The 24,214-nt window shown below is 63.6% G+C and carries 11 protein-coding genes; 6 read left to right on the top strand and 5 right to left on the bottom strand.

Annotated elements, in window-relative coordinates; translation table 11 throughout:
* Positions 1–34: 34 nt before the first annotated feature.
* The 5 genes from NKH42_RS21350 to NKH42_RS21330 form a co-directional block, all read right to left on the bottom strand.
* The gene (locus tag NKH42_RS21350; RefSeq protein WP_352475425.1) at positions 35–1,192 is read right to left on the bottom strand and encodes an ABC transporter permease; all 1,158 of its coding nucleotides are present in this window, start codon (positions 1,190–1,192) and stop codon (positions 35–37) included.
* A 12-nt stretch (positions 1,193–1,204) separates the two neighbouring features.
* Positions 1,205–2,239, bottom strand: a complete 1,035-nt coding sequence (locus tag NKH42_RS21345; RefSeq protein ID WP_352475426.1) for an ABC transporter permease — start codon at positions 2,237–2,239, stop codon at positions 1,205–1,207.
* 218 nt (positions 2,240–2,457) lie between these two features.
* Positions 2,458–4,110 (bottom strand): ABC transporter substrate-binding protein, encoded by a 1,653-nt coding sequence (locus tag NKH42_RS21340; protein ID WP_352740670.1) that lies wholly within the window; start codon positions 4,108–4,110, stop codon positions 2,458–2,460.
* Between the two features lie 261 nt (positions 4,111–4,371).
* On the bottom strand, positions 4,372–10,422 hold the full coding sequence (locus NKH42_RS21335; RefSeq protein WP_352752282.1) for a translocation/assembly module TamB domain-containing protein: 6,051 nt from the start codon (positions 10,420–10,422) through the stop codon (positions 4,372–4,374).
* Positions 10,422–12,350, bottom strand: coding sequence for an autotransporter assembly complex protein TamA (locus NKH42_RS21330; RefSeq protein WP_352505542.1), 1,929 nt, complete (start codon positions 12,348–12,350; stop codon positions 10,422–10,424). Before NKH42_RS21330 ends, NKH42_RS21335 begins: the two co-directional genes overlap by 1 nt.
* A gap of 273 nt (positions 12,351–12,623) precedes the next feature.
* Here NKH42_RS21330 and NKH42_RS21325 point away from each other — a divergent pair, with 273 nt between their 5' ends.
* The 6 genes from NKH42_RS21325 to cysW all read left to right on the top strand — a co-directional run bounded on the left by NKH42_RS21325 (position 12,624) and on the right by cysW (position 24,164).
* Positions 12,624–18,104 carry an alpha-2-macroglobulin family protein gene (locus NKH42_RS21325; protein WP_352752284.1) on the top strand — a complete coding sequence of 1,827 codons (5,481 nt, stop codon included), beginning with the start codon at positions 12,624–12,626 and terminating at the stop codon, positions 18,102–18,104.
* Between the two features lie 213 nt (positions 18,105–18,317).
* Positions 18,318–20,408: a penicillin-binding protein 1C gene (pbpC, locus tag NKH42_RS21320; protein WP_352687530.1), complete on the top strand. Its 2,091-nt coding sequence runs from the start codon at positions 18,318–18,320 to the stop codon at positions 20,406–20,408.
* Between the two features lie 27 nt (positions 20,409–20,435).
* The gene (locus tag NKH42_RS21315) at positions 20,436–21,167 is read left to right on the top strand and encodes a M15 family metallopeptidase (RefSeq protein WP_352687529.1); all 732 of its coding nucleotides are present in this window, start codon (positions 20,436–20,438) and stop codon (positions 21,165–21,167) included.
* Between the two features lie 221 nt (positions 21,168–21,388).
* Positions 21,389–22,417, top strand: coding sequence for a sulfate ABC transporter substrate-binding protein (locus NKH42_RS21310; RefSeq protein ID WP_254819065.1), 1,029 nt, complete (start codon positions 21,389–21,391; stop codon positions 22,415–22,417).
* Between the two features lie 18 nt (positions 22,418–22,435).
* Complete coding sequence (gene cysT / locus NKH42_RS21305; protein ID WP_023720880.1) at positions 22,436–23,287, top strand: sulfate ABC transporter permease subunit CysT; 852 nt, start codon at positions 22,436–22,438, stop codon at positions 23,285–23,287.
* The gene (cysW, locus tag NKH42_RS21300; RefSeq protein WP_352687527.1) at positions 23,280–24,164 is read left to right on the top strand and encodes a sulfate ABC transporter permease subunit CysW; all 885 of its coding nucleotides are present in this window, start codon (positions 23,280–23,282) and stop codon (positions 24,162–24,164) included. The genes cysT and cysW overlap by 8 nt, the downstream gene beginning before the upstream one ends.
* Positions 24,165–24,214: the final 50 nt, after the last annotated feature.

Genomic DNA, 24,214 nt, shown 5'->3' with positions numbered 1-24,214 from the left:
CGTCAATCTTTCCCGGCATCAATCTTTCCCGGCATCAATCTTTCATAGACTGTTCGCGCAGCGAATCCGCCAGGAGGTTGAGGCCGAGCACGAACGACATCAACGCGATCGTCGGCGGCAGCGCCGGGTGGATGAAGGAGCGCAGCAGCCGGCTTGCATCCTTGATCGCCGTGCCCCAGTCCGGGCTTTCCGGCGCTAGTCCCAGCCCGAAATAGCCGAGCGTGCCGAGCAGGATCGTAGTGTAGCCGATGCGCAGGCAGGCGTCGACGATCAGCGGCCCGCGCGCATTGGGCAATATCTCCCACAGCATGATGTACCAGGGCGATTCACCGCGCGTTTGAGCCGCCGCAACATAGTCGCGCGTTTTGATGTCCATGACCAGGCCGCGCACGATGCGGAACACGCCCGGGCTGGAGGCGAACACCACCGCCACGAAGATGTTGAGCTGGTTGGGATCGATGTGGATGATTTTGAACGGATCGGCATCGAAGACAAGGCCGGCATAGATCCAGCCGCCAAGCACCAACGTCAGGCCAAGCAGGATATAGAGGCGGTCGGGACGGTTCTTGTAGCGCGTCCAGAACAACACACTGAAGAAGATGATCGGAAACAGGAAGAACAGCCCTGCCATCGCGTAGGGGATCGGCGTGTCCATGATGCCCGGCGTCACCAGCAGGTAGAACAGCAGGATCACCGGGAAGGCCAGCACAAGGTTTGCGAGGAAGGACAGCACCGTATCGATCCTGCCGCCATAATAGCCGGCCGGCAGGCCGAGCGTAATACCGACCATCAGCGCAAAACCGGTCGCCGCCGGCGCGATGATCAGCACGATCTGGCTGCCATAGACCATGCGGGAGAACACGTCGCGGGCGAGCTTGTCGCCGCCGAAATAGTATATAAGTTTCGACGCCGGCTCGATCGCGCCCGGCAGCGCGTCCTTCATGATCGGCACCTGGGCAAGCGGATCGAAGGGCGAGATGGTCGACGCGAAGATCGCCGTAAACAGCCAGAACAGGCAGATGCCAACGCCGACGATGCCGACGCCGCTGTCGAAAAGCTGGCCGTAAAGGCCTAGTTTCTTCTTGTAGCCGAAGCTCGCTCCCATCACCAGGGCGAGAGCGATCCAGACCGGCCAGAAGCGGGCAAGCACGCCGAGTACGACGTTGAGGGCGCTGAGATATTCGACCTGCATCCGCCCGGTCTCCTATTGAACTCTGATGCGCGGATTGAGGAACGCGTAGCCGACATCGGAGATGAGCTGTGTGATCAGGACGATAAACACCGAGACCAGTGAACAGCCGAGCAGAAGATCGATGTCGTTGTTGCCGGCAGCCTCGACCAGCGTGTAGCCGAAACCCTGGTAGCGGAACATCACCTCGACGATAACGACACCGGTGAGCAGCCAGGGAAACTGCAGCATGATGACCGTGAACGGTGCGATCAGCGCATTGCGCAGAGCGTGCTTTATCACCACGCTGCCGAAGGAGAGGCCCTTCAGCCGGGCGGTTCGGATATATTGCTGTGTCATCACCTCCACCATCGAGGCGCGGGTCATGCGGGCGATGTAGCCGATGCCGTAGATCGCCAGCGTCATTACCGGCAAGGTGAAATTGTAGAAGGTGATGCCCTGGCTGGCCGAGGCCGCCGAACCGTTCAGCACGCCGAGCCAGGAGGCGAAGATCACGGTGAAGATGACGCCCGAAACGTATTCGGGCGTCGCCGTCGAGGCGATCGAAGCCACCGACAATGTACGGTCGGTGCGTGAGCCCTCGCGCATGCCGGCGAGAATGCCGATCAAAAGCGAGACCGGCACCATCACGGCCAGCACGCAGAGCATCAGGATGCCGGTGGCGCTGAGCGCCGGGAAGAGTTTCGAAGCGACCGTCGTCTTGAACTTCGTCGAGCAACCGAAATCGCCTTGCAGGATGCCGGAGAATGTCGGCACGACCGGATCGTTGCAGAAGGAGAAACGCTGTGCGGGCTTGCCGGTCGCCGGGTCGGTCACCGGCTGCTTTGGCATGATGCCCAGCCATTGGCCGTAGCGGACAAAGAAATTCTGCCGATAGCCATGGTTGACCAGCCAGGCCTCAAGCTGCTCGGCGGATGTGTGCATTTCGGTCTGGCTGATCGCCAGCTTCTTCAGATTGGGCCCGAGATTGACCAGGAAGAAGACGATCATCGTCAGGCACAGCATCGTCAATGCCATGGTGCCGAGACGCCTGATAACGAAAGAAAGCATGGCGGTCCCCTGCCGGTCGGGTTGGGGGTTGGAACCGGTTTGCAAGCCGCCCTGCCGCCACGGCAGAACAAGCCTTCAGACCAGTCCCAGATGCAATACCCTTTTTATTGCAGACCCCGGCCGAAGAGTCCGCAACTTTTTGCTGCGCCGACTTCCGGTCCATGGATCATGCAAAGAGCGACGGAAAGGGGCGAGACGCCCCTTTCCGGATCGTCCGGTCAGGCCTGCTCGAGCCAGACCTTGCCATAGTCGCGCTCGAAGGTCGGGTGCATCTTGTAGTTCTGCACCGCCTTGACCGAATGGCTGTAGAGCTTGCGCCAATAAGGCTGGATGATAATGCCGGAATCCTGCAGGATCTGCTCGATGTCCTTCATCATTTCCTTGCGCTTGGCGGCGTCGGCGACTGCGAGCGCAGCATTGAGCTTGGCATCCCACTCCGGATTCGACCAGGCCGTCTCGTTCCAGGCTTCACCTGTGCGATAGCCGATCGCCAGAACCTGGACGCCGAGCGGCCGCATGTTCCAGTTGGTCATCGACAGCGGATACTTCGTCCAGTCGTTCCAGAAGGTCGAACCCGGCAGCACGGTACGCTTCACCTTGATGCCGGCGTCGCGCATCTGCGCGGCGATCGCATCGCCTGTATTCTTGTGCCAGTCCTCGTCGACCGTGATCAGCTCGTGCTCGAAATCGGCCTGGCCGGCTTCCGCCATCAGCGCCTTCGCCTTTGCCGGGTCGCGAGCAATCTTCGGCAGTTCGTAGTATTCCGGATGGATCGGGGCGACATGGTGGTTTTCGGCAACCGTGCCGGCATTGCCGTAGCCGAGCTGGAGGACGACATTGTTGTCGACCGCGAGTTGCAGGGCGTTGCGAACCTTCTGGTCGCCATAAGGCTTGTTGGTTACATTGGTGCGGCAGACGATCGTCGAGGCGGTGACGATCTCCGACTTCACCAGGTCCATGCCGTCGAGGATCGACACATAGTCGGCCGACGTCTCGAAATTGGTGTGTACCTCGCCTGCTTCGAAGGCGCTGACCATGGCCGCCGGATCGGTGCCGTAGTCGATGAACTCGATGCCGTCGAGGAAGACGTCACCATCCCACCATTTGTTATCTTCGCGGCGCTTGTAGACCACTTTCTGGCCGACATCGTAGGAGACCAGCTCGAACGGCCCAGTGCCGATCGGGCAAGACTTGAAGTCGCCGCCTTTTTCATCGAACGTCTTGTGGACGATGAGGCCGGGATAGTCGCACACGTTGGGAATGAGGGCGATATCCGGCTTGCTGAGCGTCAGCTTGATCGTGTGGTCGTCGACCTTGGTCACGGCGCTCTCATCCAGCTTGTCGTCCTTGACCAGCGAACCGAGGCGACCCGGCATGGAATTGCCTTCTGCCTTCTTGTCGGCCCAACGCTTGAGGTTGAAGATGACGTCGTCTGCGGTGAACGGATCGCCGTTGTTCCAGGTGACGCCTTTGCGCACATGCAGCGTGTATTCGGTAGCGTCGTCATTCACGTCCCAGCTCTCCAGCAGATAGGGGCGGAATGTGTATTCGGTGGTATATTTGACCAGCGGCTCGAGCGCCTGGCGCTCGGCATTGGCGATTTCCGACCAGTCGGCCTTGCGCGGATCCTTCGGATCCTTGATCCATTGCGCGACCTTCAACACGCCGCCTTTCTTGCCCTGGACCTCTTCCGCCTTGGCCGGCGTCGGGTCTGCAAGGCCAAGCATGCCATAGGCCATCGCCGTCGAAGCTCCGAAGACGCTGGCGAGAGCCAGAAATTCGCGACGATCCATCTTGCCTGCCTTGGCGTCTTCGGCCATGGCCAGGATGTGATCGGGAACGCGGTCGCCGTTACTCTTGTAGATCGTCATGACTAACTCCCATTGTTGGCTTTCTGCCTTTTAACATTCCGCATCCGCGCCATGATGTCAAAGACGGCACGGATTGGGAACATGCCAAGGAATGTGCAACTTTGAAAGCAGGCCGGTTCGCGCGATAGCGACAGTCTTGGCGCAAATTTGCTACTGCGCCAGGGATTTCGCCCGAAATCTCCACGGGCAATTAAACCGGGACATTCGCTGCTACGCCGCTCGTTCTTCGGGCGACCAGTTGTTCTGCGCGAACGCCCGGTTTCAATATTCACGTTCGTAGAAAACACCGCCTTTGGCTTCGCCGGCGTCGGTTGCCTCGCCACGCAGCTTGACGCCGCGCCCAACGTCGAGATCGACGGTTGCCTTGCCCGAGCCCGGCCTGTCGCCCTTCTGGATCGTCACGTAAGTGCGGTCGTTGAGATATTTGCCCGCCGAGACGGCGGTGCCGCCCTCTTCGTCGGTGATCACGTCGAGGTCGTCGACGCCGATCGCGCTGCGCAGGTTCTGCAGCAGGGAGGTCGAGCCGCCGATGCCGGCCAGTTGTCCGGCAGCCTCGGCAAGCTGAGCGATCTGCAGCGGCGACAGGTTCGACATCGAACGGCCGAAGATCAGCTGCGCCAGCACCTCGTCCTCCGGCAGCGCCGGTACCGAGGAGAAGGTGAATTTCGGGTTGGTCGCCTCGCCCGACACCACGGTGGTCACGGTGGCGCTGGTCGTCTTCGATTGCGCAGTGAGATTGAGGTAGGGCACCAGAGAGCCGGAAAAACCGACCGTGCCTTCGGTGAAGGTCAGCCGCTTGGCAAGGATCGTCAGCCGCCCTCGCCGCAAGGTGAAGGTGCCGACCGCCTGGGGTGACGATGCCGGGCCGGTCAGCCGCAGCGACCCGCCGAGTTCGGCGTCGACGCCCCTGCCCTGGATGAAGATCTGGCTCGGCGCATTGACCGTGACGTCGAGAATGAGGCCGCTGCCGCCGCCACCGCTGCTTGCAGCGGCCGGGCGCAACGCCTTGTCCTGCGCACGCACGGCGGCCGGCGCATTCTTGTGCTTTACGTTGAGCTCGGCCAGCGAGCCGGGCAGCTTTTCGGGTACGGTGATGACGGTCTTGGCCAGGTTGATGGTACCGGAAATCACCGGCGCGGAGGTGAGTGGTCCCTTGACGGTCAGGTTGCCGCCAAGATTGGCGGTGACCACCTTGCCGTCGGTATAGCGGCCGTCGACGAGCTTGATCGACAGATCGGCCGGAAAACCCTTAGCCGGATCGATGCCGACGGTGCCGCTGGCCGAAAGGCTGCCGCGCGTCGACAGCGTGCCGGTCAGGCGATTGATCCTTGCCACGCCGCCACCGACGGCGACATCGGCAGTGATGTCGTTGATCGCAAGCCCCGAACGCGCGTCGAGCAGGCGGGCGCCTGACGTGCGGACTGTGCCTGAGATCACCGGCGACGTCGCCGGGCCGCGCACCTGTATATCGACGTCGGCCGTGCCGCTCAGGGACAAGCCTTGTGCGGCGAGTGTCCTGGTGAGGAAGGCGAACGGCACCTTGCCGGAAAAGTTGAGATCAAGGGTGGGCGCGCCTGATGTCGTCATCGTGCCGCCGCCCTTGAGGCCGAGGCCGGCGGCATCGCTCATGTTGGCGTCGAAGGTCAGTCTGTTGCCCGAATACGTACCTGAGGATAAAACGCCCATGGCGCCGAAGCCTGCACCACGGGTCTGCGACGTCTGAACGCCTGCTGCATCGATCTTGAAAGCAACGGCCGGATTGGCCGGCGCACCCGTCACCTTCACCGTGCCCGAGATGGAACCGGCGGCATCGAGGCCCGGCGAAAAACTGTTGGCTATCGAGATCGGGACGCGGGCCAGCGTCGCGTTGAGGTCGAGCGCCTGCCCAGCTTTGCCCGTGACCGTCGCCGTGCCGCCGCCGAGGTTGAGCACCAGCCTGTCGAGGCTGGGCACTCCATTGGCGATGTTGATGGTCGAGGCCTGGGCGATAGCCGCCTTGATGCCGCGGATGGTCGCCTCGCCGGAGGCAAGTTCGACCGTCGTCGTGCCGTTGACCGCCTTGACCCGCCCACCGGCTTTCAGCGGAATATCCTTGACGGTGGCGCCACCGGAAAAACCGGTCCATTCGCCGTCGCGCTTGAGATCGACGTCGACGCCACGGATAACCGTGCCGCCGGAGGTCACGCTGTCGGCACGGATTTTGCCCGAGATCACCGGTGCCGCCAGATAGTTGGCGATCAGCGCATCGATGCTCACGGCCTTGGCCGAGACATCGCCGCGCGAGATCGAGCCCGTCATCGCCTTGACGGCGACCTGCGGCACGGCGCCCGCCTTGGAGAAGGCGATCGTGCCGCGCACATCGCCGTCGGCCTTTTCCAGTGCCAGGGCAGCAAGCGGACCGATATCGGGCAGGTCGAGCGCTACCGTGCCGACCGGGACGAAGGCATCGTCGAGCGCCAGGTCGCCGGAAATACGGTTCTTGCCCAGCGACAGCAAAAGCCCATTGATGGCGCGTTTGCCGTCCGATGTCGCCAGCACGGCGCTGCCCTGCAGCGGTTGACCCGCGACGTTTCCGGTGAGTTGCACATTCGCAGCCGGGTTGGCGGCATCAGCCTTGCCGGTGGCAGTGAGCTTCAGGCCAGTGATCTCGCGCGCCGCGACCGAAAGCCTGTCGCTGTTGACAGTCAGGGACAGATCCGGCGCAGTGCTGGCGCCTTGCGCATTCAGCGCGAAAGAGATGGCGCCTTTGGCGTCCTTGGATACCAGCGAGACGTCGCCCAGCGCGCCTTTGACGTCGGCGCTGAGCTTGTTGGCGGCAAGGCTCGCCTGCCCGTCTGCCGTTAGCGAACCGGACGACAGCCTGACGGCGTTGGCGGTGACATTGCCGTTGGCGTCTCGCTTCAGCGCGGCACTGAGTTGTGTTCGCGCGGCGAGCACGCCACGTACCGCCGCCGGCAGCGCCGCCGACGCGGCATCCGCCTTGAGATTTAGATCGATGGCGCCGTCGGCCAGCGAGACCCGCCCGTTGAAGCCGCTGTTCAACGCGTCGCTGGTCACTGTGCCGCTATCGATGATGACAGCGTCGGCGGCAAGGCTGCCGGCGAGTTTGGCAGTGACCTTGCCGGCGATCAGCGGTGCGACTGTCGGATTGTCGATGCCGATTTTTTCAGCGGTCACGGTGCCGGAGATCGGCCCGCTCCGGGCTTTCACGTCGAAGCGATCGGAGTGCAGCGCCAGCGTGATGCCCTCGACCTTAGCCAGATTGGTGGCGGCCGATGGCAGCGTCGCGGAGATGTCGAGCTTCGGCTGCGTGCCCTGCCCGGCCGCCTTTAGCGATATCGCCTGCAGCTCGAGCTTGATCGGACTTGCCTTGCTGCCGAACGACAGCGGCAGGCTCGGACCGGTCGAGGCGAGGTCGAGCGAGAAATCGCTGGCGCCGTTCGGATTGATGGTGCCGGCTGCCTTGCCGGAGATTTTCTCGCCGGCAAGCGTCGCCTGCTCGATGGCCAGGCCGCTGACCGAGGAGAAGCGGCCTGCCGCATCGAGATCGAGCGGCCCGAGCCCGGCCCGCCGGGTCTGGTTGGTTTCGGCGCCGCTGAGCCGGGCGTTGAAACGGACGTCGGGGGCAGCCGACGATCCCGTGACCTGCGCGGTGCCGCTGAGCGCGCCCACGGCATCGAGACCCGGTGAAAAATCATTGGCAAGCGCTGCCGGCACCGCCGACAAGGTGGCAGCGAGATCGAGCGTCTGGCCAGCCGTACCCGACACGGCAACCGAACCGCCGCCGACACCGAGCGCCAGGTTCTCAATGCTCACCATGCCATTGGCGATTGTCAGCGCCGACGGCTGTGCGATCGCTGCCTTGATGCCGCGGATGATTGCCTCGCCCGAGGCAAGCTCGATGCTGGTGATGCCGTTCGCGATCCTGACCCGCCCGGCCGCGCTGGCCGGAATGCCGGCGACCGTGGCGCCGCCGCTAAAGCCGGTCCAGTCGCCGTTGCGCTTCAGGTCGACATCGATGCCGCTGATCACCGTGGTTCCGGAAGTGATCATGTCGGCCTTGACTTTGCCGGCGATCGCCGGGGCTTTGAGATAATTGGCGACCAGCGCGTTGACGGCGATTGTCTTGGCCGCCAGTTCGCCGCGCGAAATCGCGGTGCTCGTCGCATCGATCGCGACCGTCGGTGCTCCATTGTCGTTGGCGAAGCGGATCGTGCCACGCACGTCGCCGGCTAGCGTTTGGCCGGCAAGTCTGGCCAGCGGGGCAATATCGGCGGCATCGAGGGCCAACGTGCCGAGCGGCAGCAGGTTGTCGTCGAGCCCGAGGTCGCCGGAGACCTTGTTGTCGGCCAGCGAGACGGCAAGTCCATTGATGGAGCGCTTTCCGTCGGTCGTGACCAGCGATGCCTTGAGGTCGAGCGGCTGGTCGTCGACCGAGCCGGTCAGCGAGACATCGGCGGCGGGACTGGCGATATCGGCCTTGCCGCGCGCGCTCAGCTTGATCTGCTTCACCGCATGGCCGGACGCCGTCAGGCTGTCGCTGCTGGCCGAAACCGAGAAGTCCGGCGCGGTGCGCGCACCGCTTGCGGTCAGCGCGAAATCGACTGCGCCGCCGACCTTCGCGCCAACCAGCGGCGACAGCACCGACACGTCGCCGAGCGTTCCTTTGATATCGGCTCGGATATCGGTGCCCTGCGCGCTGGCGGTGCCGCTGGCGTTGAGCGTGCCGGAGGTGAGCTGCAGTGCATTGGCGGCAAACGCACCGTCCGGGTCGCGGGTCGCGGTTGCGGAAAACTGCACGCGCTGGCCGAGAACCGAACTGATCTGCGGCGGCAGCGCCGTCGAAGCCGCGTCGGCATTCATCTTGAGCGTCATCGACAGATCGGCCAGCACCACGGTGGCCGTTACGGACGCATTGAGCGCGTCGCTGCGCAGCGTGCCTTGGTCGACGACGACCTGGTCCTTGCTGACGGAGCCGGCGAGACCGGCGCTGACCCTGCCCGTTATCAGCGGCGCCAACGTCGCAACGTCGGTGTTCAGGCCGGCCGCCGTCAGCTTGATGGTGACAGGCCCGCTACGGTTCTGGATGTCGAAACCATCCGAATGCACTTGCCCGATCAGGTCGTCCACCCGCGTGCCGCCCGCCACCACCGAGACCAGCGACGCGCCGATATCGACCATCGGCGCCTTGCCATCGCCGAAAGCGCGGGCCGTGGCGTCCTTGATCGCCACGGTTATCGGCTGCGCCTCGCTGCCGAGACTAAGCACGATCGGCGGCCCCTTTGCGGCGAGCTTAACGGAAAGATCGCTGGCACCGTTCGGATCGACAGTGCCGGCGGCCGTCGCGTGCACGGCATCGCTGTCGATATTGGCGCGCTCCACGTCGACGCCGCCGGCCGCGGTCGCTGTGCCGGCGAGGTCGAAGCTGGTCTTGCCGGCAAACAGCGGCTTCAGATTTTCGGGCAGGAAGCGCTCGAACTCGCCGTCACCCTTGGCCTCGACATAATGACCCTTGTTCGTGAGCTGATGACGACCGGTAAGCTGGGTGACGATCCGGCGATCGACGACAAAGGTCCCGATGCCATTCCAGTTGGCGAGCGGTCCGGTGCCGGAAACGACAATCTCGACCGGCGGCGCGCCCGGCAGCTTGAGCAGGTTGGCGATGATGCCGCCGGCCGGCTCGGATGCCCTCAAGTCGAGGTCGAGCTTGTTGTCGGCCGGCGCGAATTGGGCTTTGGCGTCGACCGTGCCTTGCTTGCCGTCATGGCGAACGATGTTGAGATTGGTCTCGATAGCCAACGGCGAGGCATCCGCCTTGAGCGCTCCCTTGGCTGCGAGCTCGGCAACACCGCTGCCGGCCAGAGCCTGCCCGAGTGCGATTTCGGGAAGGTCGAGCTGCTTGACATCGATGGAAACCGGCAGCGTGGTCGCCCCGCTTTGGCGCGGCTGTGTATTGGCCATCGGCAGCCTTGCCAACTCGATACGCTCGGCCCCAATGCGATCGGCGCTGAAGCTCTTCGACAGGAGTGCCAGCGGCGACCAGTCGACGGCCACCTTGCGCGCCACCATCCAGGCGCCTTCGCGATCCTCCAGAACGACATGATCGACCCTCAGCGCGCCCGACCAGATACCGTCGATGCCGACGACAGTGACCTTGCGATCACTGGTCGAGGCCATGGTCGAGATGATGCCGGCAAGGTTTTCGCGGCCGCGCTCGGTCTTGGTCAGCACGACGAGCGCCCCCACCGCCGCTGCCACGACGATGAGCAGCGTGTAGAAAAGGATACGAAGGATGCGCCTGAATATTGCCATCAGAATGCCTGGCCGATGCCGGCATAAATGCCGAAATGAGGATCGTCGGGGCCGCGGTTGAGCGGCACTGCCGCGTCGATGCGGAGCGGCCCGAACGCCGTCAGATAGCGCAAGCCTACACCCGCGCCGACCTTCATGTCCGAAAAATCGGGAACCTGCCTCGTCGACACCGTGCCGGCATCGACGAACGGCACAACGCCGATCTTGTCGGTGACGGCGATGCGCATCTCGACCGAGGTCTCGAAGAAGGAAAGCCCTCCGATCGGCTCTCCATTGCTGTCCTTCGGGCCGATGCCTTGATAAGCATAGCCGCGCACCGAACCGCCGCCGCCTGAGTAGAAGCGGCGATCTGCCGGAACATCTTGAAGACTGGCGCCGATGATAGAGCCGATGGCGACACGTTCGGCGAAAACGAATTTCGAGGCCGAATCGAGCGACTGGTAGGCCGACCCCTCGCCCTTCAGCTTGACGAAGGCAGCCCCGCTCAAAATGTCGTAGCTCGGCTCGGCATAGGCCAGCACCCTGAAGCCCCGGGTCGGATTGAGCTTGCTGTCGCGATTGTCGTAGACATATTGCAGTGGAATGCTGGCGATCAGATAGGTGTGCTTGCCGAAAGCGTCGTGGATCCTCGAATAATCCAGCGCGACTTGCGCGGAAACCGTCTGCTTCTTGTCGAGTTCGTAGGATAGGCCGGTACTGCCCTTGACCGAGAAATGGTCATAGGCGTCGGGGTGCTCCAGCACAGCATTGACGCTGGCAATGAATTTCGACGCCGGCCCGACCACGCCCGGCTTTTCGAACATGACGCCGGCATTGTAATTGAGCTGGGTCAAGTCGTTGCTGCCGATGCCGCTGATCTTGCCGTCGATGCGCAGCTTTTCGGCGCGGCCAAACAGATTGCGATGCCCCCAATAGCCTTCGAGGCCCAGCCCTTCGGTGTTTGAGAAGCTGCCGCCAATGCCGAAATAGCGCGGCTTGCGTTCGCTGACCTGGACACCGATCGGGACATTGCCCTCGGCGTCGAGGGCGTCGGCTTCCTTCACCGTCACGCTGTTGAAGACCTCGAGGCCGAGCAGCCGGTCGCGTGCATCGTCGATCTCATCGGGCGAATACTGGCGGCCACGCTTCAGACCGGTCATATATTCGGTGAAGTCGCGGTCGACCTTTTCGGTACCCTCGACAGTGGTGTCGCCATAGCCGGCGACCGGGCCGGCCGCGACGGTGAGCGTCACGTCGAGCGTCGAACCGGTGTGCTCGGCGACGATCTCGCGGCCCGTCACCTTGGCCAGCGGCCTGCCTTCTTGCTTGAGTGCCCGCACGATCGCCGCCTCGGCCTTGAGCACGGCGCCCGAACTGGCGTCACCGCCGGCGATCAGACCGAAATCGGCACTTGCCAGCCCCGCTGCATCGCCTTTCAGTCTGATGTTGCCAAGCGTGAATTTCGGCCCGGCCGCTATGCTTATCACCACCGGAATCGGCTGCGGGCCGGAAAACTCGGCATCGGGCGGCAGATCGTCGAGCGGCTTGCCCTGAATAGTGATGGTGACGACCCCCTCGTAGCGGGCGTCCGCGTAGAGCGCGGCGACAAGTTGCTCACGGTCGCTGCGCGCCTTGGCCAAAAGACCCAGCGAACCTGATACCGGGTGTTCCTCGTCGGCTTTCAGCGCCGAGGCGTTTTCGAGCTTCTCGGCGAGATCCTTGTCGGCGTCGGGCGTCTCGATCGTCACGGCATAACGCAGCGGGTCAACGATGTCGGCATCTTCGTCCTTCGACGATCCCCATAGCTTGATGCCGAAAATCTCGAAGGCTGCCGCATTTCCGGTCTCGACAATAAGTACCGCCGAGCACAGCAAGGCGAAAAGCAGGGCGCGCGAAAGCGCGCGCCGTTGCGCGGTTCCTCCCGACATCTGCCTTTCATACGCCGGCATTACGCTCCTAGCCTAGCTCGCAAACCTAAAATTGGAATGAAGTTCTGAAGCACTCGTAAAGGGGCCACAATCCAATTGCTGAAATAGACAGGGCTTGGAACTCACACCTTCTGCGTCGCCGCAAGAAAGCGTGATCCCCTGTCCTATGGAGCTACTACCGGTCATCGGCCGGAAAGCAAACCGTTGGCAGGCGGATCCTGCCGCGTCCTGATGTTGACAAGCGCCACTGAAGCTTGAAGATTTCTGGACGTCAGCACTTGTCTGGAGGGGTTTATGGCAATGCGCGCGGCTCGTGGTCTATCGATTCTTTTCCTTCTCTTTTTTGCCTGGAGCGGTGTCGCGCAAGCGGCCGAAGCCCGGCGGGTGGTGACATCGGACAATTCCGACTATTTCGGTTTCGATCTCAGATCCGACCAGAATGTCAGCCTCGACCAGTGCAAGACCACCTGCCTCGGCGACCCGGCCTGCCGCGCCTTCACCTACAACCTCGAGGCCAAATGGTGCTTTCTTAAATCCGATTACAACTCGTTGAAACCCTTCAGCGGCGCCGTCGCCGGCAAGGTCGTCAACATCGATGGCGATCCCGACATCGGCGCGCCACCCGAACTCGCCTTCTTCCCGAACTGGATGGCAGACCAGGCCCAGCAATACCGCAACAAGCTCACTGGCCCGACCTACACCAAGCCGACCGAGGGGCTGACGGCGCTGAGGGCCGCCGCCGAACAGTCGGCGCTGACGGGCGATCATCGCGCGGCCATGCACAAATACGAGGCGGCGGTTTCGGCGTTGCCTGATGACGGCCAGCTCTGGCTCGAGCTGGCGCGCGAAACGCTTGCCGTCCATCCGACCGCCAACAGTTCGGAGCCGTCGACGCTGCCGGCGAACGCCACTTCCGCCGCCTTCAATGCCTACAAATTGCTGCGCACCACCAGGACGCGCGCCGACGTGCTGGCGCTGCTCGGGGACGGCCTTGATCGCCGCGATCTCTACAGGCCGGCCCTGCAGGCCTACGAGGCGAGCCTCGCTCTCGTCAATTCGCCGGCAGTCAGGGCCGCCTACCAGGATCTCAAGGCCCGCAAGGGCTTCCGCGTCATCGATCATACCGTCGATGCCGACACCAGCGCGCCACGCATCTGCGCGCAGTTCTCCGAGGAGCTGGTCAAGACCGGCGTCGACTACTCGCAGTTCGTTACTGTCGACAACGCCGCTCCCAAGGGCGTCGAAGCCAAGGACAAGCAGATCTGCGTCGAAGGGCTCGAGCACGGCCAACATTATGACGTGACCTTCCGCGCCGGCCTGCCGGCCGCCATTGGCGAGGTCACCGCGGCACCGGTGGTTCTATCGATATATGTGCAGGACCGCGCGCCTTCGGCCCGCTTCACCGGCGACAGCTTCGTGCTGCCCGCCGGCGCACGCCGCGGCATACCGGTCGTCACCGTCAACATGAATGCCGCCGAAATGAAGCTCTTCCGCATCGGCGACCGCTCGCTGGCCCAACTTCTGTCGGGATATCAGTTCCTGCGCCAGCTTGACGGCTACGACATTTCGAACATCTCCGAACAGATGGGCGAGCCGGTCTGGCAGGGCCAGCTCGACATCGCCAACGACCTCAACAAGGAAGTCACCACCTCCTTCCCAATCGATGAGGCGTTGCCGAAGCGCAAGCCCGGCGTCTATGTGCTGACCGCACAAGCCGTCGACGATCGCAGCGACGACTATGATTCGCACGCCACGCAATGGTTCGTCGTCTCCGATATCGGCCTGTCGACCTATACCGGACAGGATGGACTGAACGTCTTTGCGCGTTCGCTCGCAACCGCCAAGCCGATTGCCGGCGCCGAGCTGACGCTGCTGGCCAGGAACAATGAAATCCTCGGCACCGCGACCACCGACGCGGAAGGGCGGGCGGTGTTCAATCCCGGCCTGACGCGCGGCGACAGCGGCATGGCGCCGGCCGTGCTGATGGCCAAACAGGGCGACGACGATTTCGTCTTCCTCGATATGGGCCGCGCCGGCTTCGACCTGTCCGACCGTGGCGTCGCCGGACGGCCGGCACCTGGCGCGCTCGACGTCTATGCCTGGACCGAGCGCGGCATCTACCGCGCCGGCGAAGATGTCCATGTCGCGGCTCTTGCCCGCGACAGTGCCGCCAAGGCGGTCGAGAACCTGCCGCTGACCTTCATCTTCTCGCGGCCCGACGGCGTCGAGGACCGCCGCATCGTCAGCGACGGCGCGTCGGCCGGTGGTCACGCGGTCGACCTGCCGCTGGAACCCAACGCCATGCGCGGCACCTGGACGGTGGCGATCCATACCGATCCCAAGCAGGCGGCGGTTGCCAGCCAGATGTTCCTGGTCGAGGACTTCGTACCGGACCGCATCGAGTTCGACCTGTCCTCCGACAAGCAGGAGATCGCCCAGGGCGAGACCGCCAACATTACCGTCGACGGCCGCTTTCTCTACGGCGCGCCGGCCGCGGGCCTCGCGCTCGAAGGCGAATTGACGCTGTCGACCGCCCGCGATTGGGACCGCTTCAAAGGCTATTCCTTCGGTCTCGCCGACGAACAGTCGGCTGAACCGACAGTGACGCCCTTCACTGGCCTGCCGGTGGTCGGCGAGGACGGCAAGGCGACCTTCCCGGTCTCCGTCGATCAATTGCCATCCACCACCAAGCTGGTCGATGCCAAGATCACGGTCAGGATGCGTGAAACCGGCGGCCGTGCCGTCGAGCGCTCGCTGAATATCGGCATCCGCCCGCAGGGCCACATGATCGGCATCCGCCCGGATTTCGACGGAGACGAGGTGCCGCAAGGCGGCACGGCCAAGTTCAGCCTGGTCGCCGTCGACCCAGACGGCAAGCGTGAGGCGCTGAAGGGCGCACAGTGGTCGTTGGTCAAGGTCGAGCGCAGCTACCAGTGGTATCGCTCGAGCAACTCCTGGAACTATGAGCCGGTCACCTTCACCAAGGCGGTGGCCAACGGCCAGGTCGACCTGAGCGCCGATGGCGAGGCTACGGTGTCGCTGCCGGTCGACTGGGGCCGCTACCGGCTCGAGATCGAGACAGCGGATCCGGAAGGCCCGGCCACCAGCTATGAGTTCGACGCCGGCTGGTATGTCAGTTCCACCACCACCGAAACGCCCGACGGCCTCGAGATCGCCCTCGACAAGGATACCTATGCGGCGGGTGAAGTGGCCAAGCTCAAAGTGTCGCCGCACTTTGCCGGCGAGTTGCTCGTCACCATCGGCGCCGACAAGCTCCTGAAGACCGTCACCGCCAGCGTGCCGGCCGGCGGCAGCACTGTCGACATCCCGGTCGGCGACGACTGGGGCGCCGGCGCCTACGTCACGGCAACGCTATTCAGGCCGGGCGATGCGCAAGAGACACGCATGCCGGCGCGCGCCATCGGCGTCAAATGGCTGAAGCTCGATCCCGGCTCGCGGAAGCTTGCGGTCAGCTTGGCGACGCCGGGCAAGACCATGCCGCGCCAGCAGCTGTCGATCCCGGTCGCCGTTGCCGGCGTGCAGCCCGGCACCAACGCCTATGTCATGGTCGCGGCCGTCGACGTCGGCATCCTCAACCTGACCAACTACAAGGTACCGGATCCGGAGAACTGGTTCTTCGGGCAGCGCATGCTCGGTCTCGAGGTTCGCGACATCTATGGCCGGCTGATCGACGGCTCGCTGGGCACAACCGGTAAGCTGCGCACCGGCGGCGACGGCGCCAACATGCAATCGCAAGGCAGTCCGCCGACCGAAAAGCTGGTCGCCTTCTTCTCCGGCCCGGTCCAGCTTGACGCCGACGGCAAGGCGCAGATCGACTTCGACATTCCGCAGTTCAACGGCACCGTGCGCGTCATGGCCGTCGCCTGGACCAAGGAAGCGGTTGGCCATGCCCAGTCCGACGTCATCGTGCGTGATCCGGTGGTAATCACCGCAGGCCTGCCGCGCTTTCTGGCGCCCGGCGATTCCGCCGTCATGCGGCTCGACGTCGCCGACACCGACGGCCCCGCAGGGGACTACAAGCTGACCGTCAACACGACAGGCGACCTGTCAACCGGCAATGCCGCCTTGCCTGAAAAGCTGACGCTCGCCAAAGGCAAGCGGCAGACACTGACCGTGCCGTTGATTGCGCAGACCGCAGGCAACGCCTCGATCACCATCAGGCTTGCGCATGCCGACGGCACCGCCGTCGAGCAGACGCTCTATGTGCCGGTGCGCCCGGCGCAACTGCCGGTGACCACCCGCATGGTCGTTGACCTCAAGGGCAATGGCGGCGCGCTGCGCGTCGACAAGGAACTGCTGGCGGCAAGCCTGCTCGATGGCGCTTCGGTCAGCGTCGGCGTTTCGCAGGCGGCTGCCTTCGACGTGCCGTCGCTGCTGATGACGCTCGACCGCTATCCCTATGGTTGCGCTGAACAGACCACCAGCCGCGCCATGCCGCTTCTCTACGTCAACGACATGGCTTCCGGCATCGGCATGGCCAGCGACCCCGATCTGCATGGCCGCGTCCAGGACGCCATCTACAAGGTGCTGAGCTACCAGGCATCGGCCGGCAGCTTCGGCCTGTGGGGTCCGGGTTCCGGCGATCTGTGGCTCGACGCCTATGTCACCGATTTCCTGACCCGGGCGCGCGAGCAGAAGTACGACGTGCCGGCCTTGGCGATGAACCAGGCGCTGAGCAATCTGCAGAACGCGATCGGCTACGATCAGGACGTCCAGGATCGTGGCAGCGAGATCGCCTACGCGCTCTATGTGCTTGCCCGCAACAAGAAGGCCTCGGCCGGCGATCTGCGTTATTATGCCGACACCCAGCTCGAGGCCTTTACCAGCCCGATGGCCGTCGCCCAGCTGGCGGCGTCTCTCGCGCTCTACGGTGACACGCAGCGCTCGGAGGCAACCTTCCAGGCCGCGCTGCAACTGGCCAAGTCGACACCCGAATATGACTATTACCGATCCGACTATGGCTCGCCGCTGCGTGACGGCGCGGCGATCCTGGCGCTTGCCGCGGAAAGCAAGCCGGTGCCGACCATCGTGCCGGCGCTGATCCAGTTGGTGACCAGGGAACGCGCCGACGCTAGGTGGACCAGCACGCAGGACGAGTCCTGGATGCTGCTGGCGGCCCGGGCGCTGAAGGCCGGCAATGATTCGATCGCGCTGACCGTCAACGGCGCACCGCATGCCGGCGGCTATTCGGACCAGATCGCCGGTGGCGACCTGGCCGACAGTCCGCTGACCATCGTTAATACCGGCAGAAATCCGCTGCAGGCGGTCGTCACCACTGTGGCCTCGCCGATCCAGCCTCTGCCGGCCGGCGGCAACGGCTTTACCATCAGCCGTACCTACTACAAGCTCGACGGCACAGAGGCCAACGTGACGGAGGTCAAGCAGAACGAACGCTATGTCGTCGTGCTCAAGGTTTACGAGCAGAACACCTGGCCTTCGCGGCTGCTGATCACCGACCTGCTGCCGGCCGGCTTCGAGATCGACAATCCGGGCCTGGTCTCCAGCGCTCAGTTGACGAACTTCTCCTGGCTGGCTCAGACCGATGCCGCCCATCTCGAATTCCGCGACGACCGTTTCGTCGCGGCGTTCAATCCCAACGACGGCGACGGCGACCGCAACATCACGCTCGCCTACGTCGTGCGCGCGGTGACGCCGGGCACCTATGCCCACCCGGCGGCAACGATCGAGGACATGTACCGGCCGCAATATTCGGCCCGCACCGCCACCGGCATGATGGAGGTCAAGGCGCCGTAAGGCAAAAAAGGCGGATAGGAATATGGCGATGGCGCTGCCCCTCATTGCCCTGCCGGGCATTTCTTCCCATATAGAGACGGGGAGGAAGAGCCATGCGCCGAAGTTTTCGCCGAACTTTGACGCCGCAGAAAAGGCGCCAAGGGTCGCGACAGCCCCCTTCTCCCCATCACTAAACGGGGAGAAGGTGCCAGCAGGCGGATGAGAGGCGGCGCCATGCTCTCCAGAAAGTTCCTGCGCCGAGCGGCCATCACGGGCATTTCCTTGGCCGGTCTCGCTGCAATCACCGCCATCGCCCTCTGGCAGCTCGACCGCGCATTTCCGCCGCCGCTGCCGGCTGCTTTGACGGTCTCGACCGAGGTGCAGGACCGAGACGGCCAACTGCTGCGCGCCTTCGCTACGCCGGACGGCTACTGGCGGCTCGCTACCAGCCTGGACCAGGTCGACAAGCAGTTCGTCGACATGCTGGTCACCTATGAGGACAAGCGTTTCTGGGGTCATCAAGGCATCGACGTGCTGGCACTGGCGCGTGCCGCCGGCCAGTTCGCGACCAGCGGCCATATCGTCTCCGGCGGTTCGACGCTCTCGATGCAGCTCGCCCGCCTGATCGAGCCACGCGACAGCCGCAGCCTCGGCTCGAAGATCAAGCAGATGCTGCGCGCCCTGCAAATCGAACGGCGGCTTTCCAAGCGCGAGATCCTCGAACGCTATCTGACGCTGGCGCCCTATGGCGGCAATCTCGAAAGTGTGCGCGCCGCTTCGCTCGCCTATTTCGGCAAGGAGCCGAAACGGCTGACGGTCTCGGAGGCCGCCCTGCTCGTCGCCTTGCCGCAATTGCCGGAAAAGCGACGCCCTGATCGCAATCTCGAGATTGCCCACGCTGCCCGCGACAGGGTGCTGACCCGCATGGTCTCGGCAGGCCTGCTCGGCGAACGTGAGGCCGCGCGTGCCGCGCTCGACGATGTGTCGGGGCTGCGGCGCACTTTGCCGGCGCTCGCTGCCCATGCGGCCTATGCAATGCTGCCCAAGGCCATCCCCGGCCAGAAGCTGCAACTGACGATCCGCAAGAGTGTCCAGGAAGGGCTGGAGGAGGTGGCGAAAGATGCAGCCGCCAGGCTCGGCCCTCGCCTCTCGGTGGCCATGGTGCTGGCCGATGCCCGCACCGGCGATATCCTTGGCGAGGTCGGCTCTGCCGATTTCTTCGATGCCACTCGTTCGGGCTGGATCGACATGACCAAAGTCGTTCGCTCGCCTGGCTCGACGCTGAAGCCGTTCATCTATGGTCTCGCCTTCGAACAAGGCCTGGTGGCGCAGGAGATGCTGATCGAGGACAGCCCAGCCGATTTCTCCGGCTACCGGCCGAAGAACTTCGACATGGGCTATCAGGGCGATGTCAGCATCAGGCAGGCGCTGCAATTGTCGCTCAACGTTCCGGCGATCCGCGTGCTCGACGCGGTCGGCCCGGCCCGGCTGATGGCGCGCTTTCGCCAGGCCGATGTGACCCCTGTACTGCCCGTCAACGAGGCGCCTGGCCTGGCAATCGGCCTCGGTGGCGTCGGGATGACACTGCGCGACCTGGTTCAGCTCTATGCAGGCCTTGCCAATGGCGGCAAGGCACACACGCTGCGTGACGGCACCGAGCCGGAGAATGCCGAACGCTCGACCACCACCATCCTCGACGGACAGGCGACCTGGCAGATCACCGACATCCTGTCAGGCGTCAAGCCGCCTCCGGGTGCCGCCCAACGCGGCATCGCTTACAAGACCGGCACCTCCTACGGCTATCGCGACGCCTGGTCGGTCGGCTTTGACGGCCGCTATGTGCTCGGCGTATGGGTCGGCCGCCCCGACGCCGGCGCGGTGCCCGGCCTGTCCGGCTACATCTCGGCGGCGCCCATCTTGTTCGAAGGCTTTGTCCGTTCCGGCCTGGCCGCCGTACCACTGCCAAGCCAGCCGTCCGGCGTCCGGCGTCCCAAACGCGAGGAGCTGCCGGTGACGCTGACGCGCTTCGGCGCCGGCACCGATGGGCTGGTGCAGGCGACGCCGACCGAACCTGCGCCAACCATCATCTTTCCGCCCGACGGCGCCCGCGTCGATCTCGGCACTTCCTCGGCCGACGCCTCGCCGCTGGTCCTCAAGCTGCAGGGCGGCCGCGCACCATTCCGCTGGCTGGCCAACGGCAAGCCGCTGGTCGGCATCGACCGGCGGCGCACCGCAACCTGGCAGCCGGACGGCGCCGGCTATTCGACCCTGACCGTGATCGACGCGGCGGGACGCGCGGCTAGCGTAAAGGTTTTTGTCGAGTGAAAATTTCCCTTGAATAGATTTCGGCAGGTGATTCAGGAGATTGGGTTTTACGCCTTGCTTTCGGCCGCCGGTATTTCCTCGGCCTTTGCTGACACCCTCCCCGCCGGCTTTGTTCGGCTGGCCGACATCGATCCCAGTATCCGGCAGGATATCCGCTATGCCGGCCTCGAAAATTTCCTGCATCGCAAGGTAAGCGGCTACGATGCGCCGGTATGCGTCCTCACCAGGCAAGCGGCGCAAGCGCTTTCGGCAGTGCAGAAAGCGATTGCTGCCGAAGGGCTGACGCTGGTCGTGTTCGACTGCTACCGCCCTGCGCGGGCTGTCTCCGACATGAGTGAATGGACAAAAACGGGCGGGCCACCGGACCCGCAATGGTATCCAAAGGTCAAGCGCAAGGATCTCATCGCCAAGGGTTATATCGGCGAACTGTCCACCCATTCGCGCGGATCGACGGTCGATGTCGCGATCGCCGGGGTCAACCATAAAAAACAGGCCGGCCGCACGAGCGCTCCGAAACCGGCCTGCGGCGCGACCGATGCCGACACGCTCGATTTCGGCACCGGTTTCGACTGTTTCGATCCGGCGAGCGAAACGGCTCACCGAGCGATAGACGATGAAGCCGCGGCTAACCGCAAAAGACTTGTCGAGGCGATGCGCGCCGGCGGCTTCAAGAATTACCCACGCGAATGGTGGCACTTCACGCTGGAAAACGAGCCGTTTCCAAGAGAGCGCTTCAACTTTCCCGTTACCGGCGAATAAGCTGCCGAAACCTCGTTCAGACGACACGCAGCCATTGCCGAAGAGCTGGCCGTCTCTAGTTAATCGCGTCGGGAGCGCGATCATGGTCCATGCGGGAAAATAGTTCCTCGCATCGCCCAAACCAGGCGAAAAATTGCTTCAATGAGCCAAAAAAGGCAACATTGATTGCATCTAAATTCTATCAATTCGGTAGATTTGGCGCGAGTTCAACGGAGGCGGAAATGACCAAACCTCATTTCAGGAAACTGCTCGGCGCACTGGTCGCCACATCCGTCCAGTTCGGCACGCTCGGTTTCGCGTTTGCCGACACCACCATTCTCAACGTGTCCTATGATCCGACGCGTGAGCTCTATAAGCAATTCGATGAGGCCTTCATTGCCCACTGGAAGGCAGAGACAGGCGAGACGGTCACCGTCCAGCAGTCACATGGCGGATCCGGCGCGCAGGCTCGCGCCGTGATCGACGGCCTCGACGCCGACGTGGTGACGCTGGCGCTCGAAGGCGATATCAACGCCATCGTTTCGAAAGCGAAGAAGATCAATCCAGACTGGCGGACGAAATTCGAAAACAATTCGGCGCCCTACACCTCGACCATCATCTTTCTCGTCCGCAAGGGAAACCCCAAGGGCATCCATGACTGGGGCGATCTGGTCAAGGAGGACGTCCAGGTGATCACGCCGAATCCCAAGACCTCCGGTGGCGCGCGCTGGAACTATCTCGCCGCCTGGGCCTATGCCAGCTCCAAGGATGGCGGCGACGAGGCCAAGACCAAGGAATTCGTCGGCAATCTCTATGCGCATGTCCCGGTTCTCGACACCGGTGCGCGCGGCGCCACCGTGACCTTCGCGCAAAAAGGGCTGGGCGACGTGCTGCTCGCCTGGGAAAACGAGGCTTATCTGGCGCTCGATGAGTTCGGCGCCGACAATTTCGATATCGTCTACCCGCCGACCTCGATCCTGGCCGAGCCGCCGGTCGCCGTGGTCGACGCCAATGTCGACGCCAAAGGTACACGCAAAGTTGCCGAAGCCTATCTGAGCTATCTCTATTCCAAGGAGGGCCAGACGATCATCGCCAAGAACCATTATCGCCCTTCGAAACCCGACCTGGTGCCGGCGGAGGACCTTGCCAAGCTGCCTGAGATCAAGCTGATCACCATCGACGACCCGCTTTTTGGCGGCTGGAAGAAGGCACAGCCTTATCATTTCGGCGATGGTGGTATATTCGACCAGATCTACAAGCCGGCCCAGTAGCATTTAGATCAGGACGACATGACCACAGCACCCGCCAAGGCGGGGTGGCGGTTCAGACAGCCGAGCGTCATTCCGGGTTTCGGATTGACGCTCGGCTTCTCGCTTGCCTACCTCACCCTCATCATCCTCATTCCCCTGTCCGGGCTGATCTGGCGCTCGGCGGCGCTCGGCTGGACCGACTTTTGGGCGATCGTCACCGACCGCCGCACCATCAACGCGCTTGAGATCAGCTTCGGCACCGCCTTCATTGCCGCCGCTGTCAACGTCGTCTTCGGCACGATCGTCGCGTGGGTACTGGTGCGCTACAGCTTTCCCGGCCGCCGCATCGTCGATGCCATGGTCGACCTGCCCTTCGCGCTGCCGACAGCGGTCGCCGGCATTGCGCTGACCACGCTCTACGCACCGAACGGCTGGATCGGAAGCCTTCTGACGCCGCTCGGCATTAAGGTCGCCTACACGCCGCTTGGCATCGTAATTGCGCTGATCTTCATCGGCCTGCCCTTCGTCGTACGCACCGTCCAGCCGATCATGGAGGAGATCGACAAGGAGGTAGAGGAAGTGGCCGCCACGCTCGGCGCCAATCGCTTCCAGATCATCAGCCGCGTTCTGCTTCCCGGACTGGCGCCGGCCATCGTCACCGGTTTCGCGCTGGCCTTCGCGCGCGGCGTCGGCGAGTACGGTTCCGTCATCTTCATCGCCGGCAATCTGCCCTATAAATCCGAAATCGCACCGCTTCTGATCGTCATCCGGCTGGAGGAATATAATTATGCGGCGGCGACCGCGATCGCGGCGATCATGCTGGCGCTGTCCTTCGTGATGCTGCTGGTCATCAACCTGGTGCAGACCTGGAGCCGCAAGCGCTATGGCTGACCCGGAGATCAAATCCTACGCGCCGCACCATGAAAGCCAGTCGCCGGCGGTGACGGAAAGCCGCACGGCGAGAACCGTGCTGATGGCCCTAACGTTTGCGTTCCTTGCCATCTTCCTGCTCTTGCCGCTGATCATCGTCTTCAAGGAAGCTTTCGCCAAGGGCATCGAGGCCTACACACAGGCGCTAGGCGAACCGGATACGCGCTCGGCGATCCGCCTGACGCTTCTGGTCGCGGCGATCTCGGTGCCGCTCAACATCGTCTTCGGCATTTCCGCCGCCTGGGCCATCGCCAAGTTCGAATTCAAGGGCAAGGCGTTCCTGACCACGCTGATCGACCTGCCCTTTTCCGTCTCGCCGGTCATTTCGGGGCTTGTCTACGTGCTCTTGTTCGGCGCGCAAGGCCTGCTCGGCGCCTGGCTCAGGGCGCATGGCATCGTCATCCTGTTTGCGGTGCCAGGCATCGTGCTGGCCACGATCTTCGTCACCTTCCCCTTCGTCGCCCGAGAATTGATCCCGCTGATGCAGGAACAGGGCAATGGCGATGAGGAGGCGGCCCTGTCGCTCGGGGCCAATGGCTGGCAGGCGTTCTGGTACGTGACGTTGCCCAACGTCAAATGGGGATTGCTCTACGGCGTGCTGCTGTGCAATGCCCGCGCCATGGGCGAGTTCGGCGCGGTCTCGGTGGTGTCCGGCCACATACGCGGATTGACCAACACCATGCCGCTGCATGTCGAAATCCTTTATAACGAGTACAATGCCGCCGCCGCCTTTGCCGTCGCTTCGCTGCTTGCCGGCCTGGCGCTCGTCACGCTGGTCTTGAAAACACTTCTCGAGATGCGCTACGGCGCCGAGATCGCCGCGACGCGCGGACACTGACAAAATGCATGTCGCCCAAAAGTGGGAACCGGTTTTGGGATAACGACATG

The organism is Mesorhizobium sp. M1142 (genome assembly GCF_040318565.1).
Taxonomy (GTDB): Bacteria; Pseudomonadota; Alphaproteobacteria; order Rhizobiales; family Rhizobiaceae; genus Mesorhizobium.
The sequence above is the reverse complement of the archived record's forward strand: the minus strand, read 5'-3'. Positions and strand labels throughout refer to the sequence as shown.

What these genes read in the sequence shown, in the direction of transcription:
- NKH42_RS21350 (WP_352475425.1), bottom strand. Translation starts at nt 1,192, where the DNA reads ATGCAGGTCGAATATCTCAGCGCCCTCAACGTCGTACTCGGCGTGCTT.
- NKH42_RS21345 (WP_352475426.1), bottom strand. Translation starts at nt 2,239, where the DNA reads ATGCTTTCTTTCGTTATCAGGCGTCTCGGCACCATGGCATTGACGATG.
- NKH42_RS21340 (WP_352740670.1), bottom strand. Translation starts at nt 4,110, where the DNA reads ATGACGATCTACAAGAGTAACGGCGACCGCGTTCCCGATCACATCCTG.
- NKH42_RS21335 (WP_352752282.1), bottom strand. Translation starts at nt 10,422, where the DNA reads ATGGCAATATTCAGGCGCATCCTTCGTATCCTTTTCTACACGCTGCTC.
- NKH42_RS21330 (WP_352505542.1), bottom strand. Translation starts at nt 12,350, where the DNA reads ATGCCGGCGTATGAAAGGCAGATGTCGGGAGGAACCGCGCAACGGCGC.
- NKH42_RS21325 (WP_352752284.1), top strand. Translation starts at nt 12,624, where the DNA reads ATGGCAATGCGCGCGGCTCGTGGTCTATCGATTCTTTTCCTTCTCTTT.
- pbpC (WP_352687530.1), top strand. Translation starts at nt 18,318, where the DNA reads ATGCTCTCCAGAAAGTTCCTGCGCCGAGCGGCCATCACGGGCATTTCC.
- NKH42_RS21310 (WP_254819065.1), top strand. Translation starts at nt 21,389, where the DNA reads ATGACCAAACCTCATTTCAGGAAACTGCTCGGCGCACTGGTCGCCACA.
- cysT (WP_023720880.1), top strand. Translation starts at nt 22,436, where the DNA reads ATGACCACAGCACCCGCCAAGGCGGGGTGGCGGTTCAGACAGCCGAGC.
- cysW (WP_352687527.1), top strand. Translation starts at nt 23,280, where the DNA reads ATGGCTGACCCGGAGATCAAATCCTACGCGCCGCACCATGAAAGCCAG.